The organism is Streptomyces sp. SJL17-4, assembly GCF_036826855.1.
Lineage (GTDB): Bacteria > Actinomycetota > Actinomycetes > Streptomycetales > Streptomycetaceae > Streptomyces.
The window spans coordinates 1,212,379-1,228,843 of sequence record NZ_CP104578.1 but is presented as its reverse complement, the minus strand read 5'-3'; the positions used below and the strand labels follow the sequence as shown (position 1 = coordinate 1,228,843).

Here is a 16,465-nt window from a genome sequence, read left to right as displayed (position 1 = left end):
CTGGATTGCGGCAAGCCCTTGAGTCATCGCCCGAATCCGGCGCCTCCCAAGGCGCTGACCCCGCTCGACCACCGCGTCGAACTCGCCGTCGGCTTCCGTGTTGGGCGTCTCTGGCGTGACCACGACCGTGGCCTGCTCGACGAGCCGGCCGCCCGCCTTGCCACCGCCCACCGCGCTTTGGCGGACGCGGTGACGGCGGTGACCTTCTACCGCGTCCTGCTGCAGCGCCTGTCCAGCGGCGAGTACGCCATCGACCAGGCCCTCTTCGCCCGTCTCGACCGCACGGTCCAGCAGCTCAAGCAGGCCGTCGTGATCCGCGACGCCCGCGAGCAGGAGGCCGTCGCCGCGCTCGAACTCATTGAGGCGCAGACATCCCAAAAGCCTGCGGCACCTGGTGAGTTGAAGGCCCGCGAGGTCGCCCTGCTCCTGGCGATCAGCCAGGGCGCGAAGCTGCACGAGCACCTGCTCACGCAGCGGCTGTCCGTGGTCACCGGCTCCGGCGCGCGGGTCACTCAGCAGGACTACGAGCGGCTGGAGCGGGCGGGCCTCGTCCAGCGCGATGCATCCCGTCCCCTGCACGCCGGCCAGCCGGTCACCCTCACTGACGCCGGCCGCGTAGCGCTCACCGCCCGGCCTGCGGCCCCGGCCTCCTTGCGTCCCGCAGCACGCCCCGGTGCCTGGCCCACCGCCCCACGAACCCGCCGCTGAACCGCTTCCATCCTCTCAAGGACCTCATTTGCCCCACGACCTGTACGACCTGGAGTTCCGGCTCAACGGATACCGGCCGGCCACCGCGGAGGTCGGACACGACTTCGACGACCGCATCTCGCTGTGCGAGCTGACCACCCTGGCCGAGCACCACACGGCCGACGGCCGCCACACCTTCCTCGTCCTGCACGACAACTCCACCATCTACGGCGTCCCCGGCGAGTCTGCGCTGGTCGCCCTGCACCTCACCCGGGACGTGGCCTCCCGGACCTTCACCTTCGACAGCGAGCGGCTCCCGCTGCTGGCGCTCGCGCAGTCCTGGCTCATCCAGCGCGGCTGTCCCACCGACGCCATCGACCCGCCGGACACGTTTGCCGTCCTGCCCGCCGACGAGACCACCACGGCCCTGGAGCAGCGCCTTCGCTGTGCGGCCAACCGGTATGCGCCCGTGGAGAGTTACGTCGGTGAGGGGTACCCGACACTGGAGACCGTAGTGCTGCTGGAGGCCGCGCATCCCCCGCGGTCGCACCCCTTCCGTGTGCTGCTGGAAACCACCGACCTCCAGGCCGGTACCCGCCGGCTGCGGGAGGGAGCCTTTGAGACCGCGCAGGCCGCCCGCGACTGGCTGGAGGACCGCAGCACCCCGCTGCCGGCACCCCCGCCCACCCCTGCCCGCGGCCTCCCGGCAGAGCACGCGGGCCCTGCCTCCGCTCGGGGCCGTACCCGCTGACCGGGCGGCGAGAGCGGCGCAAGGTAGCAGCAAATTCCCGGTTAGGTAAACCGGGAATTCTCCGGATCCTTGATGTCACCAGCCCGGAGCCACTGCCTCCGGCCATTCCCGCCTGCCCATCTCAAGGAGAGGAGTCTGCCCGTGTCCGAAGAAGCCGACGACGACGTTCTCGCCACCGTCGCCCGCCAGATCGAGGACCGATTTGGCGTGAGCCTCGACATGCTGCGCGAGACCGTACGCGCCAGCCCCGCCCCGTCGTTCCTGCCCAGTGCGGTGGTGCGCTGGTACGAGGACCTCGAAGAGGCCCAGAGCCTGCTCGCCTCCGCCGAGGACGCGCTCGTCGAAGCCCTGCAACGCGCTCCGGCCGGCGAGCTGGACGAGCAGGTCATGCTGCTGGCGCAGCGTGTCCACACGGCGCTCACCATCCGCGACGGCCGCGCGCTCACCGTCCGCCACCTCCTGGAGGACTACCCCCTGCCCGTGCGGCCGGCCACCAGCCGTACCGCCCGCCGTACGCGTCCCGTCGTGAGCGCCACCCCGGTGCCCAGGACCTCAGCCCCCGTATCCGTCTCCGTCAGGAGCCGTCGTTGACCGTCCGCATCACGCCCAGCAGCCAGGACGACCGACTCGCCGAGATCTTCGGCGCCCCCCTCAATCAGCTGTATCGCGCGGCGGACAAGGACGCCCGGACGCGCCGCGCCCTGGAACTGCGCTCGTTCCTGGCCCTGACGGAACAGCAGGTCGTCCGGGTCCGCGACCGCGTCCACGCCGGCAGCGCCCCCGGCCGCAGCATGGACGAGCTGTCGGAGGAAGCACTGCGGATGGACGCGGAGTGGATGAAGGCCGCGCTCTCGACCCGCCGCGCCTACCTCGTCGCCCTGGACGAGGTCCTTCGCGCCGATCCCTCACCCGAACAGGTCCGGCCGGTGACGTTCACCCAGCCGGTGCTCACGGCCCGGACCGTCACGACGCCCGGGGACACGACAGCGCACCCGGCGAGAGGCCGCTGATTGCCCCACCCCGTATCCGACCAACTCGCCGAACGGATCGAATCCCTCTTCGGCCACTCCCGGGACGACCTCGACGCCCACAACGCCACCACCGACCGGCCCACCATGCTGGCCGCCCTCCTCGACGGCCTGGCCACCATCGAACAGGCCGAGAAGAACATCGAGTTCCAGCGCGAGCGGCTTGTTGAGCTCGCTGCCCCAGGCCGTGACATCGGCCCCGCCGCGGCTGGCCACCTCCTCGACTGCAGTCGCCGGATCGCCGAATCGGTCGCCACCCGCGACGCCCAGACCCGCTTCGCCGCCGCCGTGATCCAGAGCCTCTACCGCCCCCTGGCACCCGCCGCCACGCCCGTCGCTCAGACGCCGACGCTGACCGCGTCCACCGTGCGCACCCGCTGAACACCCCACCCACCTCAGGAGTACCGCCATGCCCGCGTCCGGCCTGCCCGACCCTGCCCCCCGTGACCTCGACCTGGTGGTCCAGACCCTGGCGGCGATCTCGCCGAGGTGGAACGCCTGGGTGCTGATGAGCCTGGCGACCCCAGCCCGCTACTCCGACCTCAAGGCCCGGATGCCGTGGCTGGCCGACGGCCAGCTCTATCCCAAGCTCCGCCTCCTCGAGGCCGACGGCCTGGTCCAGCGCACCGAGCACACCCGTCGTCACGTCGTCTACGGGCTCACCGACCAGGGTGTTCGTCTGCTGCCCGTCCTGGACGCTTTCGCCGAGTGGGGCCAGCAGCACCTGGAGCGCCCCACCGTGACGGATCCCGTCACACGGAAGCAGACGCCCCGTCCGGTGGCCAGGGCCGAGGAGATCGAGGACGCCCTCGCCCTGGTCTCGCCCCGGCACTCCACCGCGATCCTGTGGACCTTGCGGGCCCGTGGCGCCTCCACCGCCGCAGCCCTCGCCTCCTCCGTCATGCCCGACGCCTACCCCACCTCTATCTACTACCCACTGCGCCACCTGACGATGAAGGGCTTGGTGGGCCGTGACCGCGACGGGATGTTCACGCTCACCGCCGCCGGCCGGGCCTTGGCCCCCGCCTACCGGGCACTCACCGCCTGGGCCACGACCCGATCCGCCACCCTTGCGGTCACCTCAAGGCCGGCCCCGGTGCCCACGCAGACCGGACCCGCACCGCGTTCCACGGGCGCCGCCCTGCAGGTCACGCCGGTCGTCCCCGCCTGGAAGCCCGGCGACCTGTTCTCCCACACCCCCGTCGCCCGGCGGCCTCTGATGCCGGCGGCTCCGGCGGGAGGCGTGCGCCGGTGAGGGCCCCACCGAACCTCAGCCGGTGGTCGCGCTGGGGACGAAGACCGTGCGAGACGCTCTTGCAGCCCGCGGCCTTGTCATCGGCCACCACCCGCCCGGCACCGCACTCGACCAGCTCGCCACGCTGATCAGCAAAACGGCGATGAACGTCGACGAGATCCAGCAGATGCTGCTGGGGTCGGCGGACAGCGCAATTCGCCAGCTGCAGTCCGTCACCTCCGGCCGCGACCGGGTCCGCCACACCTCCACCTGCGGCGTACTGCAATCCCTCGGCGCCGAGATCGACGCCCTCGTCGCCCGCCGAGGCGACGGCATCCAGACGCTCCGGATGCTCACCACCAGCTACGCCGACCTGCGCGGCGCACCCAAGCCGCCCCCGACCCCTGCCCCGTCCCGCCTGCCGGCGCCTCGCCGCAGCGGGCGGTAGCACCGGCTGTCCCCTTTCCCCCGCCGTACGCGGGCCGGACTCCTTCTTCTCGACGAAAGCACATGACCGACTTCGTGACCGCCGGGCCCCGGCACGCCCTGCTCCCCAAGCTGTCCCTGCTGCGCCGCATTTACCTTCCCCGTACGGCCGATGCCGCCGCGTTCGCGATGTCCACGTACGGCATCCCGCTCATCGTGCTCGCCACCACCCAGTCCGCCACTCTCACCGGCATCGCGTTCGCCCTGGAGTGGGTGCCCCGCCTCGCCGCCTTCTCGCTCGCCGGACAGGTCGTGGACCGGCACGGCACCAAGCGGGTCTTCCGCATCGCCTCGGTCCTGCGCGCCCTGGTCGTCGTGGCCGCCGCGTTCGTGCTGCCCACACAGGCCGGCGGCACGGGGGCCACCGTCACGGTGATGGCGCTCGCCGCGATCACCGGAGTCGTCACCGAGTTCTCTTACATCGCCGCCGAGACGGCGGGCGCCACCGCCAGCAAGGACGCCGGCACTCGCGCGCACCGGGTGCAGTCCGTTCTCCTCGGCATCGACCAGACCGCCACCCTCGCCGGGCCCGCGCTCGCCGGATTCCTCCTGCACTGGGTCGGCGTCACCGGAACCCTGCTGACGATGGCCGCCTGTTCCCTGCTCGGCGCGCTGCTCGCCCCCTGGCACCGCGAACCCCGGCTCGTCCCGCCCGCGGCCCCCGCGCTCGCCGGTCTGCGCACCGGCTGGAAGACGCTCGTCTCCCTGCCGGCGCTCGCCTGGCTGATCACCGGCCTGACCGTGTCCAACCTGGCCACCGGGTTCCTGCAGGCCGCGGCCCCGGTCATCGTGGTGCAGCACCTGGGTCAGTCCAGCGCGGCTGTCGGCGTGATCTGGTCCGCAGCCGCCGCAGCCTCCCTGCTCGCCGTCGCGCTGTGCCGCTTCGCGATCGACCGCTTCGGCCTGTGGCCCGCGGGCGCGGCCAGCGCCGCTGTCGCCGCCCTGGCGGGGCTCGCCGTCTCCCAGGCCGGCGACTATACCCACTTCCTCGTCCTGACCGCCGTCCTCATGGCCGGCGAAGGCGGCATGACCGTCGTACTGCGCACCCTGCGCTCCCACCTCATCCCCGAGCGCGTCTTCGGTGCCACCCTCGCCGTCACGATCCTCGTGATGCTCCTGCCCTTCCCGCTCGCAGGCATCCTCGTCGCCCTCACCCCCGCCACCGCGATCGGCCACGTCCTGACCGCCTGCGCCACCCTCCAGGCCGCCGGCCTCACCGCCGCGTTCTGGCGCCTGCGCCGCGAACCCACCATGCGTGCCACCCGTGCCAACCACCCGGCCCCACCGTCCGGAGCACCCCAACCCTAATGACCACCACCCCCCTGTCGCCGTTCAGCGCCGACCAGGCCCTGTGCGCCTCCTCCCTCGTCCGCAGCCTCACCCACCGGCTCACCGCCCTGCCCGCCGCAGAGGCGAGCGGTCTCGCCGGCCACTTGCTCGCCCCCGGCGGTCTGGCCACCGACATACGCCGCCTGCTCGACGCCGCCGCCCGCCACACCACCACCCGCGAAACCAAGGACCCCCGCATGCCCCTCTCCCCGGCCTCCTCTGCCCAGAAGACCACCGGCCGCCCGACAGTCCTGATCGTCGCCCCCGGCGACCAGGTGTACCGGGGCTACTGCCTGGAGCAGGTCGCCGCCGCCTACAACGTCGTCGCCATCACCCCGCAGCCGCTCACCTGGGAGACGCCGCACGTCGTCGACCACGAAGTCGCCGACCCCTATCAGCTCGACCAACTGCTTGCCGCAGGTGAGGCGCTCGCCGCCCGGCACACCCTCGCCGGCGTCCTGACCTGGAACGAGCCCCTGCTCGTCCACACCGCGCGGCTCGCCGAGCACCTCGGCCTGCGTACGAACCCGGGGTCCGTGATGGAGAACTGCCGCGACAAGCACGCCACCCGCCGGCTCCTGGCCGCCCACCGGGTCCCGTCGGCACGCTCCGGCCGTGTCGCCAACCTGCTTCAGGCCACGATCCTGGCCGAGGACATCGGATACCCCGTCGTCCTCAAGCCCGCCGGCCAGGCGGGAAGCGTCGGTGTCATCCGCGTCGACAACAGCGAAGACCTCGCCCGCGCCTTCGACTTCGCCGCCGCCGGCGCCGCCCTGGCCGGAGGCCAGAACACGGACGTCCTGGTCGAGGAGTACCTCGACGGCCCGGAGATCAGCGTCGAGTGCGTCACCCAGCACGGCCACACCCACGCGGTCGCTGTCACCCGCAAGAAGCTCGGCTTCGCGCCGTACTTCGAAGAGATCGGCCACACCGTCGACGCCGCCGACCCGCTGCTTTCCCAGGTCGCCCCGATGGCCGCCGCCGCGATCCGCGCGCTCGGCATCGGCCACGGCATCCAGCACGTAGAGATGCGCCTCACACCGTCCGGCCCGCGGATCATCGAGGTCAACGGCCGCATCGGCGGGGACCTCATCGGCCACCTCGTCCGCCTCGCCACGGGCCTCGACCTGCCCCGCATCGCCGCCGACCTCGCCTGCGGCACCAACCCCCGTCTGGAGCACTCCCGCCTGCGCGCCGCCGGCGTCACCCTGCTCTACCCGGAGACCTCCGGCACCCTCACCCACCGCTCGATCGACCAGGAGTTCGCCGACCGTACGCCGTGGCTCGACCTCGTGCAGTGGATCGCCGCCGTCGGCGACGAGATCGTTCTGCCCCCGGAAGGTGACGTTGACGTCGCGCGCGCCGGCCTCTACGTCGTCACCGGCTACGACGCCGCCAAGGTCGAGGAACGCCTCGCCGAGACCGCGCAGCACATCGCCCTCGTCGTCCAGCCCGCCACCGGGTCCGCGGGAGCCGCTGCGTGACGGATGATCTGCCCCGCCGTATCTATCCGCCCGAAGGCGACGTGTACGTCGCCCCTCGCTATCTGGCCGGATCCAACGGCACGGGCGATGCGGGCTTCGCCCCCGTCGCCCACTGGCCGCACCACGACCTCGGCGACGGCCCCTGTCAGTTGCTGGTCACCTCGCCGGACCACCGCATCCGCATCGGCCGGTACGGCGACGACTTCGAGCTGTGGGCCGGACCGCCTGGCTGGGGGCACGCGGGCTCCGGTTCACCGCCAACACCCCGGCCCACCTGATTGCGGCCACTGCGGGGGCCTTCACCGACCCGACGCCGGCTCTCCGCTACCGCGATCACCTCTCGCCACAGCTTGCGGCCCTGGCCCAGCTCACTCCCGTCACCCCACCGAGGCCGCCGGCCCCGACCCCGCTCGACGTCCAGCGGACCCTGCGACGCCCGCCGGCGATCACCACGCGCAGCGTGCCCCGCTGGAGCACCACCACCCGACCCCCGGCAACCGCGATCCCGCACCCTGCACGCGCCGCCCGCCGCTGACCTCTGGAGTCCATGTGCCTCTGCACGCAAAGGAGTTCTTCGGCGAACTCAACCTCCCGTTCGCCTCCGGCACCGTCGTCGGAGATACCTACTACGCCACACCGGTGGGGGACTCGCCGCTTCGGCTGCGGATCGAGTTCGCTCGCACGATCATGGACCGGCAGTACGACGGCCTCCGCCTCACCGTCACCCATGTCGAGCGCGGTGTCCTCGACACGCGGCATCTCTCCTTCGCCGACCACGGCACCTTCACCCGGCGGGACGCCGCGCGGGGGCCCGGTTCCGGCTGCGGCGTCATCCGCGACTGGCACAAGGACGGCCCACCGCCCTGGGCCGGCGCGGAACTCACCGGTCTGCGCAAGGCGATCGAGGACCTCGCGCGGATCTGGTGCCCTGCCCTGCTCACCCCGCGTACGCAGGCTGAACCCGAGCCCTGGTCGGCCCGCTGGCACACGGAGTTCTGGGCCAGCGACCCGGCAACGCTCGCCCGGCTCCACGAGGCGACGCAGGCCGTGTTCGGCCTCGCAGAGGCCGGCACATACGACGGCAGGACCGTGTCCAAGTCCCTCCACAACGCCCGCTTCTACGTCATGGACATCCTCGGACTCCCTCTCGACCAGGGCATGCTCGCCGAAGCCGCCGCCGTCACCCAGCTCACCGGACGCCGCCTCGGCCCCGACACCACCCGAGCCCTCGACCGGATCTCCAGCATGCCGCTGGACGAACAACGGTCCCTCGTCCAAGCAGCCGCCTGGCGGCACGGCGCCGCCACCCCGGCAGCTCGACGCCCGAGCCCGTCTCCCGCCCTTCCCGCGACCGCGGCCATCCGGTCCTCCAGCGCCCGCATCCACTGACTCCCGCCCACGCGGCGGCCCCCAACACCACACCAAGAACGAGGAGATCCCCTTCTTCATGCGCGCCTCCCGCCGCACCGCGGCCACCATCGCCGCGACCACCCTGGCCACCGGCTCCCTGATCTGGGCCCCGACCGCCTTCGCCAACGCACCCGAAATCCCCCCGGGCACCATCGAGATCACCAAGAAGGACCCCGACGGCACCCTGCTCTCCGGAGCCGCGTTCGCCCTGCTCGACACCCTCAACGGCACCAAGGCCCTGACCGGCAAGACCGGCACGAACGGCGTCCTGCTCTTCGAGAACGTCCACCCCGGCACCTACCGTCTCAAGGAGACCGACTCCGGCAGCCCCCTTCACGAACTGGCCCCTGACCAGGACGTCATCGTCACGCCCGAGCACACCGTGAAGCTCACGATCACCGACAGCTTCAAGCCGGCCGAGCTGCTGGTGAAGAAGATCGACAAGAAGACCGGCAAGCCCCTGGCCGGCGCCGTCATCAACGTCACCCCCGCCACCGGCACCGGCAAGGCGATCACCCTGACCACCGGCAAGGACGGTACCGCCACCACCAAGCTCCCCGTCTCCTCCCGCACCGGCACCGCCTACACCGGCACCGAGACCAAGGCCCCCACCGGCTACGAGCTCGACACCACCCCGGTAAAGATCACCGCCAAGCCCGCCGAGAAGACCACCGCCACCTTCACCAACACCAAGAAGGACCAGCCCACCCAGCCGCCCACCACCCCGCCGACCACGCCCCCGACGACCCCGCCGACCACGCCGCCAGTCACCCCGAGCACCCCGCCCACGACTCCGGCGACGACCCCGCCGGCCACCCCGGCCCCGAGCCAGTCCACCTCCACCGCACCGGTGCCCCCGACGGACACCCCGAGCACCCCGCCTGCGGAGGGCTCCCTCGCGCACACCGGGGCCGACTCCAACACCTGGCTCCTCGCGGCCGGCGGCCTCCTGATCGCGGCCGGCGGCGGTGCCCTGATCGCGGCACGACGGAAGAAGTCGGAGGGCGAGGAGGAGACGCCGTCCGCCAGCTGACCGGTAGAGCGACCACAAACTGAACATCGTCGAAGGGCCCCAGGAAGGCGACCTGGGGCCCTTCGCCTATCCTCGGGCCGCCGTTGAACAGGGGATCCAGAAATCCCGGGGCTGACGTGGAGACCCCGTCGTACGATGGCCGGTTCTTCACATTCTTGAGGAGGTCTTGAATGGACTGGCTGTCGCTTGACGACCTACGAGCGGTAGACGAGCGCGTACTTCCCTTTAACCCTTACGGGTTCGGCGGACGACTGACTCCTGAGGACGCCCTGGACTTTCAGCAACACGTGATCGCCCAGTATGAACTCGCCGACAGCGTCGCAGAGGGAACCCGGCAGCGCTTCGAACAACTGCGCCACGTTTACCGCTACGGCCTGCTCTGCTACGAGCTGTTCACCATGGTCGGCGACGCGGCGCTCCTGGTGTTCGAGCAGGCCCTGCGCGACCGGTTCATCGCCTTCCACCAAGGTGCAGTGTCCCTCCGGACCAAGGAAGGCGAGGTGCACACCCTCGAGGACGTGACCAACTACGGGCACTTCATGGAGAGGTACAAGGAGCTCAAGGGCACCAGGATCCAAATGGGACCCGGCCGGAGCTGGACCGGGTTCAACGGAACCCTGGACGGCTTGTACCGGTGGGCACGTCGAGAAGGGTTGCTCCGCGGCCAACGAAATCGCGGCCGGGAGAAGGCCATCACCGACCTGCGGAACATGGTGGCTCACCCGAGCGCCTTCCATCTCCACGGACCTGTTGAGGCTGCGCATACCTTGTCCAACCTGGCTGAGGTGATCAACCGGCTTTGGGGCCAGGACACTCCCGGCGGACGTCTCTACCCCGCTCCGGTGGAGCGTCGCACCACCGCCGTCGCCTGGAACCCGGTTACCGAGGCCGTCTCCATCGGCCATGTAGAGAACCTTCGAACGGACACCGAAAAAGAGGAATGGCAGTACGTCATCGTCCAAGCGGTCTTCGAGCCCGGCACGGCCGAAGACCCCACCCTTTTCCAATTCGACGCCCTCTTCGAGAACACGACGTACCCCTGCGACCTGCTGTGGGGACCAGGTGACCGCGCGGAACTGCTTCGGTGGCTGGACAGGAACCCGCCGGCCTCCGACACCTGTGACCATCTCGACCGAATCTTCCTCGTCCGCCATGACGGAGGCACCTTGTACGTGCCCCAGCGGCCCGAGGTCGCTGCCGGTGCTCCCGAAGCTGAGCGCAGCGGAACCTGGTTTGCGATCCGTGCGGATTTTCCCGCCGACGCCTTTGCCCATGCGCGCGCATCCGTTGAAGACCTCGAATCCCGGCACCAACCCGTAGGCGAGTGCCGGCAGTGTCACGCGGACACGCTCAAGAAGGGCACCTGGCGAGATGCGCTTGCAGCTGCCGAGGGAGCGGGGGCGAGCGTGGGGCCGATCCGGCGGCCGGACGCGAGAGTCCCCGGCTGGATGCCTCGATCGATCTCAGTGTCCACCACTACATATGTAGGGTCTCGCCGCTCGTGGCACCGGCGTCGCCGTTGACCAGCAGTCCTTCCGTTGTCTCACGTCGATGGCGCATCCGTTCAGTCTCACGAACGTGGCACTCCCTCAAGGTCTGCCCGACGGACTGGCGCCGACGGCCCGAAGAACACGCCCAGCACCAGGGCACCGGGCACACGCTCTACCGGTAGCCCCCCGCTCCCCTGGGAGCGGGCCGGCCGCGGACGGCGGACAGCTCCAGCTTGACTGCCTCGGCCGCCTGATCGGGTTACGGCGCGGCGCCTCCCGCGGGCCTTGCGGCGCGGCCGTCGGCGCCCTCCACCACCCTGGGCCCATGTAGCGCCGCCGTTGCCTTGAACGTCACCGCCGGCACATGGGCCTCGCCTACGTGCTGGAGGCCGGATGGCGGCGGGCTTGTCGTCGTGTTGCGGATCCGATGTGGGCCCGCAGGATTGGTCTTGGAAGTCGGGTCGGCGGCTCGTCGAGTCCCCAGCCCCCGGTTCCGAGGCCATCGCGACTGGCCAAGCACAATGCGTCGGCTGGATCTCAACGAGAGTGGAAGGTAGCCACGACATGCCGGAAGCCACATCGGCGCTGCGGTACGAGACGCTGTGCATGCGCCGGTCAGGTCTGACCCGCGACCTGCCGCCCGGCACGGAAGAGCTCCAGTGGGTGGTCAACACCTCGACGTTGATCTTCGGTGAGCGCGACGCCGTGCTCGTCGACACGTTCCTCACCATCGAACAGAACCAACAGCTCGTCGACTGGGTGAAGGCGCACGACCGCAATCTGGCCTACGTCTACATCACGCACGGCCACGGCGACCACGGCTTCGGCGTGAAGCAACTCCTTGAGGCATTCCCGGGGGCCAAGGCTGTCTCGACCGCCGCAGCCGTGGCCAAGGCGAGGTTCGAGGGCACACCGCCTTACGTCGACACCTTCTGGACCTCGCGCTTTCCGGGACAGGTCCCCCTGCCGCAGGTCTTCCCGGAAGTCCTGGACGGCGACACGTTCACACTCGAAGGCCACGAGCTGCGGGCGGTCGAGGCCGGCTTCACCGACTGCGAGGGCAGCACCGCGCTGTGGGTACCGGACCTGCGGCTCGTCGTGGCCGGCGATGTCGCCTACAACGGCATCCACCAGTACATGGGCGAGACCACCACCGCGTCGCGCGAGGAGTGGATGCGCGCCACCGACACGCTCGCCGCACTCGACCCCGCCTTCGTCGTCGCCGGCCACAAGAACCCCGACCTGCCCGACGACCCGAAGATCCTGGCCGAGACCAAGAAGTACCTGGCGGACTTCAACCGGCTCGACGCCGAGACGAAAACCGCAGCCGAACTGTACGAGGCGATGCTCGCGCTGTACCCGAACCGAGCGAACCCGGGCTCGCTCTGGGGCGGGGCGAAGCGGGCCAAGACACCATCGCAGTGACAGCGCGCCCGGCCAGCCCAGCCCGCCGTCGTCGACAGCGACAGCAGGAACCGGCCCACACCGCGGACGAGTGAGCCACTGAACTGCAGGTCTCAGAACCACGCCATAAATGGTGCTGGTATGCGGCTGATGCTGAGAATATGGCGCGGTTTCTGAGAACCCACACCAACTGTAGGCCCGCAATTGGAATGTCCCATTCCGTCGTGACGACCTGTGTGTTCTCGTGTTGTCTCATTCGGATATCCCGGGATTCTGTCTCGCGATCTTGTCCTTTTCACCGCCCGGTCCACTCCCCGGAGACTCCGTGTGTCTCCGGGGAGTCAGAGAACTGGGCCGAGAGGGACCCTCGTCACCCTTTCCCAGGTGATCGTCTTGGCCTGCGGGTCCGCAGTGACGTCGACAAGGTGCACCGCGTTGATGTGCGGCGGGGCATGGCTCGGCCGGACTCGTCGGAGGAGGCGTTGCGCGGCGTCGGAGTCCGCCTCGGCGTAGGCGTAGGCCGTGGTCAGATGCTGAATCCCGAACTCGTACTGGCAGGCGTCATCGCCGACGTGACGCGGGTGCCGTCCCGGGCCGCCGCCTTCACGATCGCCACCGACTCGGCGCCGCGCGCTCCGACGGGGCGAGAACGAGTGCGCCGAAAGGTCGGTCAGTGTCTCGCCCGGCCCGGCGGTGATCACCTCCGTGACGGAGCGCGGCCGTGGCCCGCCCACGATGCCTCGATACCCATGTCATCGACGAGGTGGGGAAGCTGAGTTCTGGTGGCGCTACTCCCGTTCTCGTCGCCCCGATTCACGCCTGGAGGGTGTGCGCTTACCCACCAGTCGGCAGGCAAGCCGTAATCTCCGCGGCACAGCACAGCACGGCACGGCACGGCACGGCACGGCACGGCACGGCACGGCACGGCACGGCACGGCACGACGCCGATCGACAGGAGGACGTGACTAGGCGCTTGCGGCCCGGGCGGCGGCGCGGCCTGCTTGGCGTCCGCTGAAGAGGCAGCCGCCGAGGAAGGTTCCTTCGAGGGCGTTGTAGCCGTGGACCCCGCCGCCGCCGAAGCCGGCGACCTCGCCGGCCGCGTACAGGCCGTTGATGGGCCGGCCGTCCGGGCCGAGGGCACGGGATTCGAGGTCTGTCTGGATGCCGCCGAGGGTCTTGCGGGTGAGGACGTGGAGTTTCACGCCGATGAGGGGCCCGTTGGCGGGGTCGAGGATGGGGTGCGGGGTGGCGGCGCGGCCGAGGCGGTCGCCGAGGTAGCGGCGGGCGTTGCGGATGCCCTGGACCTGGGAGTCCTTGCTGTAGGGATTGGCGATCTGCAGATCGCGGGCCTCTATCTGGCGGCGCAGGGTTCCGAGGTCGAGCAGCGGCTCCTCGGTCAGAGCGTTCATCCGGTCGACGAGTTCGTCGAGGGTGTCGGCGACGACGAAATCCTCGCCGTGGCGCTTGAACGCCTCGACGGGCGCGGGTGCTCCCTTTCCGAAGAGTCGCGTGCGGAGGAAGGCAGCGCGGTCCTTGCCGGTGATGTCGGGGTTCTGTTCGGAGCCCGAGAGGGCGAACTCCTTCTCGATGATCTTCTGGGTGAGGACGAACCAGGAGTGGTCGTAGGCGGCGATGTCCGGCGTGGTCCGCAGGTGCTTGAGCGTTCCGAGGGTGTCGTATCCGGGCAGGCAGGGGTCGGGAAGGCGGCGGCCGAGGGCGTCGAACCACATCGGGGACGGGCCGGGCAGGATGCGGATACCGTGGCCGGGCCAGATCGGGTCGCAGTTCCTGACCCCTTCGGTGTAGTGCCACATCCGGTCGCGGTTGACCAGCCGTACGCCGGCGTCGGCGGCGATGTCGAGCATGCGGCCGTCGACGTACGCGGGCACGCCGGTGACCATGTTTTTGGGCGGGGTGCCGAGACGGTCGGGCCAGGAACGGCGTACGAGGTCGTGGTTAGCGCCGATCCCGCCGGTGGTGACGATGACGGCCTGCGCTCTGAGTTCGAACTCGCCTGTGGTCTCGCGGCTGGTCGCGACGCCCCGGGGGGACCGGTCCTCGATGAGGACGTGGCCGCGGACTCCACTCACGGTGCCGCCGTCGACGAGCAGCTCGTTGACGCGGTGGCGGTGGTGGAAGGTGAGGAGCCCGTCGGCGGCGGCCTGCCTGGCGTGGCGTACGAAGGGCTCGACGACCCCGGGCCCGGTACCCCAGGTGACGTGGAAGCGCGGGACGGAGTTGCCGTGGCCGTCGGCGCGCAGGTTTCCGCGTTCGGCCCAGCCGACCGTGGGGAGGAAGCCGATGCCGTGGCCGGCCAGCCAGGATCGCTTCTCGCCGGCGGCGAACTCGACGTAGGCGCGTGCCCAGCGGGTTGCCCAGGAGTCCTCGTCGTCGAGCCGGTCGAACTGGGCACTGCCCTGCCAGTCGTTCCACGCCAGGTCGAAGGAGTCCTTGACGCCCATGCGCCGCTGTTCCGGGGAGTCGACGAGGAAGAGTCCGCCGAAGGACCAGAACGCCTGCCCTCCGAGATCGGCCGGGCCCTCCTGGTCCACCAGGGCCACCTTGCGTCCCCTGGAGGTGAGTTCGTGAGCCGCTACCAGCCCGGCGAGGCCGGCTCCGACGACGATGACATCAGCGTCCATGCTGCGTTCTCCTTCTCATGGGTGACCGGGGCGACCGGGGTGATGGGTGACGTGACCGCTACTGGCAGGTGTGCGTGGACTCAGCCCGCCCGAAGGGTCAGCAGGCTGATGGCGACGTACTGAGAGGTCCAGGCGGCGATGGTGCAGGCGTGGAAGACCTCGTGGAAGCCGAACCGGGCGGGTGAGGGGTCGGGGCGCTTGAGGGCGTAGACGACCCCGCCCGCGGTGTAGAGGATTCCGCCGGTCACGGTCAGTGCGAGTACCGCGGGGCCGGCCTGGTGCAGCAACTGGCCGAAGGCGGGTGCGAGAGACCAGCCGAGTGCGATGTAGAGGGTGGTGTAGAGGGCCCGTGGGGCGCCGGGCCACACACAGCGGAAGACGATGCCGGCGCAGGCGCCCGTCCAGATCCCCCACAGCAGCAGGGTCCGTGCGGTGCCGGTCAGCCCCAGTCCCACGATGGGCGTGTACGTGCCGGCGATGAGCAGGTACACGTTGGAGTGGTCGACCCGGCGCAGCACCTCGAGCACGGGTGCCGACCACGTGCCGCGGTGGTACACGGCGCTGACCGTGAACAACATCAGCCCGCACGCCGTGTACAGCGCGACCGCCGCTGCCGTCCAGCCATGCGGCGCCAGGACCGTGAGGACCGTCCCCGCGGCCAGCACGACCGGCGCGACACCGGCATGCAGCCAGCCCCGCCAGTGGGGCTTGGCCTCGGTACCGGGCCTCTCCCCGGCGGACGGCAGTTGCATGGTTCGAGGAATGTCCCTCACCGGTCGGCGCTCGTGCCCGCTCCGGCGCGGTCCGCCAGGAGCGCGGTGAGCAACTGGGCGAGCCAAGCACGCGCCCCCGAGGTGTCGCCGTCCAGCAGCAGCTGCACCGTCACACCGTCATAGACGGCCACGACTGCCCAGGCCGCGGATTCGACATCGGGAAGGGCGGCGGGCAGCGGATTGCGCTCGGCGTGCAGCCGAAGGCGCTCGGCCACCACCTGGCGGAGCCGCCCGCGGTGGGCCGACAGGACGTGGGCGAGGGCGGGGTTCCGTGCGGCCTGCACCAGGAAGTCGGTCTTGACCAGCAGCCACTCCCGCTCCAGGAGAAGGACCTTGCTGACCCGCTCGGCGAGCGCGGCGATCGGCAGGTCCTCTTCGGCCGAAGCGAACGCCTGGGCCAACTGCCCGGCGATCAGGTGCGCACGCTCGTCGTAGAGGGCGAAGAACAACTCGTCGAGGCTGTCGAAGTTGGAGTAGAAGGCGCCCCGGGTGTAGCCGGCCTCCTCGCAGACCTGCTCGATCGTGACCTGTCCGAAGCCCTTGGCCGCGAACACTCCGAAAGCCGCCTCCAGCAGGCGGGCCCGGGTCTGCGCGCGGCGCTTGGTCTCGCGGCCCGCCGCCCGTGGCGGCCGGTCTGCCCGGGGCTCTGTCACGGCGGGCTGATGTGCGGCGGTCATGCCAGACCCTTCATTCAATACATTCATGTATCGGATG

General features: G+C 70.5%; 16 protein-coding genes and 1 pseudogene. 14 read left to right on the top strand and 3 right to left on the bottom strand.

Annotation, left to right across the window (positions count from 1 at the left end):
• Positions 1 to 18: 18 nt before the first annotated feature.
• The 14 genes and pseudogenes from N5875_RS05415 (at position 19) to N5875_RS05350 (ending at position 12,357) form a co-directional block, all read left to right on the top strand.
• The gene (locus tag N5875_RS05415; protein ID WP_318209507.1) at positions 19 to 708 is read left to right on the top strand and encodes a hypothetical protein; all 690 of its coding nucleotides are present in this window, start codon (positions 19 to 21) and stop codon (positions 706 to 708) included.
• 28 nt (positions 709 to 736) lie between these two features.
• Entirely contained in the window at positions 737 to 1,438 is a 702-nt protein-coding gene (locus N5875_RS05410; RefSeq protein ID WP_318209506.1) for a hypothetical protein, read from the top strand.
• A 141-nt stretch (positions 1,439 to 1,579) separates the two neighbouring features.
• Positions 1,580 to 2,029 carry a hypothetical protein gene (locus N5875_RS05405; RefSeq protein WP_318209505.1) on the top strand — a complete coding sequence of 150 codons (450 nt, stop codon included), beginning with the start codon at positions 1,580 to 1,582 and terminating at the stop codon, positions 2,027 to 2,029.
• Positions 2,026 to 2,448, top strand: a complete 423-nt coding sequence (locus N5875_RS05400; RefSeq protein WP_318209504.1) for a hypothetical protein — start codon at positions 2,026 to 2,028, stop codon at positions 2,446 to 2,448. The genes N5875_RS05405 and N5875_RS05400 overlap by 4 nt, the downstream gene beginning before the upstream one ends.
• Complete coding sequence (locus tag N5875_RS05395) at positions 2,449 to 2,847, top strand: hypothetical protein (RefSeq protein WP_318209503.1); 399 nt, start codon at positions 2,449 to 2,451, stop codon at positions 2,845 to 2,847.
• A 28-nt stretch (positions 2,848 to 2,875) separates the two neighbouring features.
• Positions 2,876 to 3,721: a helix-turn-helix domain-containing protein gene (locus tag N5875_RS05390; RefSeq protein ID WP_318209502.1), complete on the top strand. Its 846-nt coding sequence runs from the start codon at positions 2,876 to 2,878 to the stop codon at positions 3,719 to 3,721.
• A 46-nt stretch (positions 3,722 to 3,767) separates the two neighbouring features.
• On the top strand, positions 3,768 to 4,148 hold the full coding sequence (locus tag N5875_RS05385; RefSeq protein ID WP_318209501.1) for a hypothetical protein: 381 nt from the start codon (positions 3,768 to 3,770) through the stop codon (positions 4,146 to 4,148).
• 62 nt (positions 4,149 to 4,210) lie between these two features.
• Positions 4,211 to 5,494, top strand: a complete 1,284-nt coding sequence (locus N5875_RS05380) for an MFS transporter (RefSeq protein ID WP_318209500.1) — start codon at positions 4,211 to 4,213, stop codon at positions 5,492 to 5,494.
• Positions 5,494 to 6,999 carry an ATP-grasp domain-containing protein gene (locus N5875_RS05375; RefSeq protein ID WP_318209499.1) on the top strand — a complete coding sequence of 502 codons (1,506 nt, stop codon included), beginning with the start codon at positions 5,494 to 5,496 and terminating at the stop codon, positions 6,997 to 6,999. Before N5875_RS05380 ends, N5875_RS05375 begins: the two co-directional genes overlap by 1 nt.
• Positions 7,000 to 7,007: 8 nt before the next feature.
• Positions 7,008 to 7,534: pseudogene (locus tag N5875_RS05370) on the top strand (hypothetical protein).
• Positions 7,535 to 7,548: 14 nt separating this feature from the next.
• Positions 7,549 to 8,388, top strand: coding sequence for a hypothetical protein (locus N5875_RS05365; RefSeq protein WP_318209498.1), 840 nt, complete (start codon positions 7,549 to 7,551; stop codon positions 8,386 to 8,388).
• Between the two features lie 58 nt (positions 8,389 to 8,446).
• Positions 8,447 to 9,442, top strand: coding sequence for a SpaA isopeptide-forming pilin-related protein (locus tag N5875_RS05360; RefSeq protein WP_318209497.1), 996 nt, complete (start codon positions 8,447 to 8,449; stop codon positions 9,440 to 9,442).
• A gap of 170 nt (positions 9,443 to 9,612) precedes the next feature.
• The gene (locus N5875_RS05355) at positions 9,613 to 10,965 is read left to right on the top strand and encodes a hypothetical protein (protein ID WP_318209496.1); all 1,353 of its coding nucleotides are present in this window, start codon (positions 9,613 to 9,615) and stop codon (positions 10,963 to 10,965) included.
• Between the two features lie 531 nt (positions 10,966 to 11,496).
• The gene (locus N5875_RS05350; RefSeq protein WP_318209495.1) at positions 11,497 to 12,357 is read left to right on the top strand and encodes an MBL fold metallo-hydrolase; all 861 of its coding nucleotides are present in this window, start codon (positions 11,497 to 11,499) and stop codon (positions 12,355 to 12,357) included.
• A 944-nt stretch (positions 12,358 to 13,301) separates the two neighbouring features.
• Here the strand turns inward: N5875_RS05350 and N5875_RS05345 are convergent.
• From N5875_RS05345 to N5875_RS05335, 3 genes are all read right to left on the bottom strand, one after another.
• Positions 13,302 to 14,978, bottom strand: coding sequence for an FAD-binding dehydrogenase (locus N5875_RS05345; RefSeq protein WP_318209493.1), 1,677 nt, complete (start codon positions 14,976 to 14,978; stop codon positions 13,302 to 13,304).
• Positions 14,979 to 15,058: 80 nt separating this feature from the next.
• Positions 15,059 to 15,730, bottom strand: coding sequence for a hemolysin III family protein (locus N5875_RS05340; protein WP_318209492.1), 672 nt, complete (start codon positions 15,728 to 15,730; stop codon positions 15,059 to 15,061).
• Between the two features lie 17 nt (positions 15,731 to 15,747).
• The gene (locus N5875_RS05335) at positions 15,748 to 16,428 is read right to left on the bottom strand and encodes a TetR/AcrR family transcriptional regulator (protein WP_318209491.1); all 681 of its coding nucleotides are present in this window, start codon (positions 16,426 to 16,428) and stop codon (positions 15,748 to 15,750) included.
• Positions 16,429 to 16,465 lie beyond the last annotated feature (37 nt).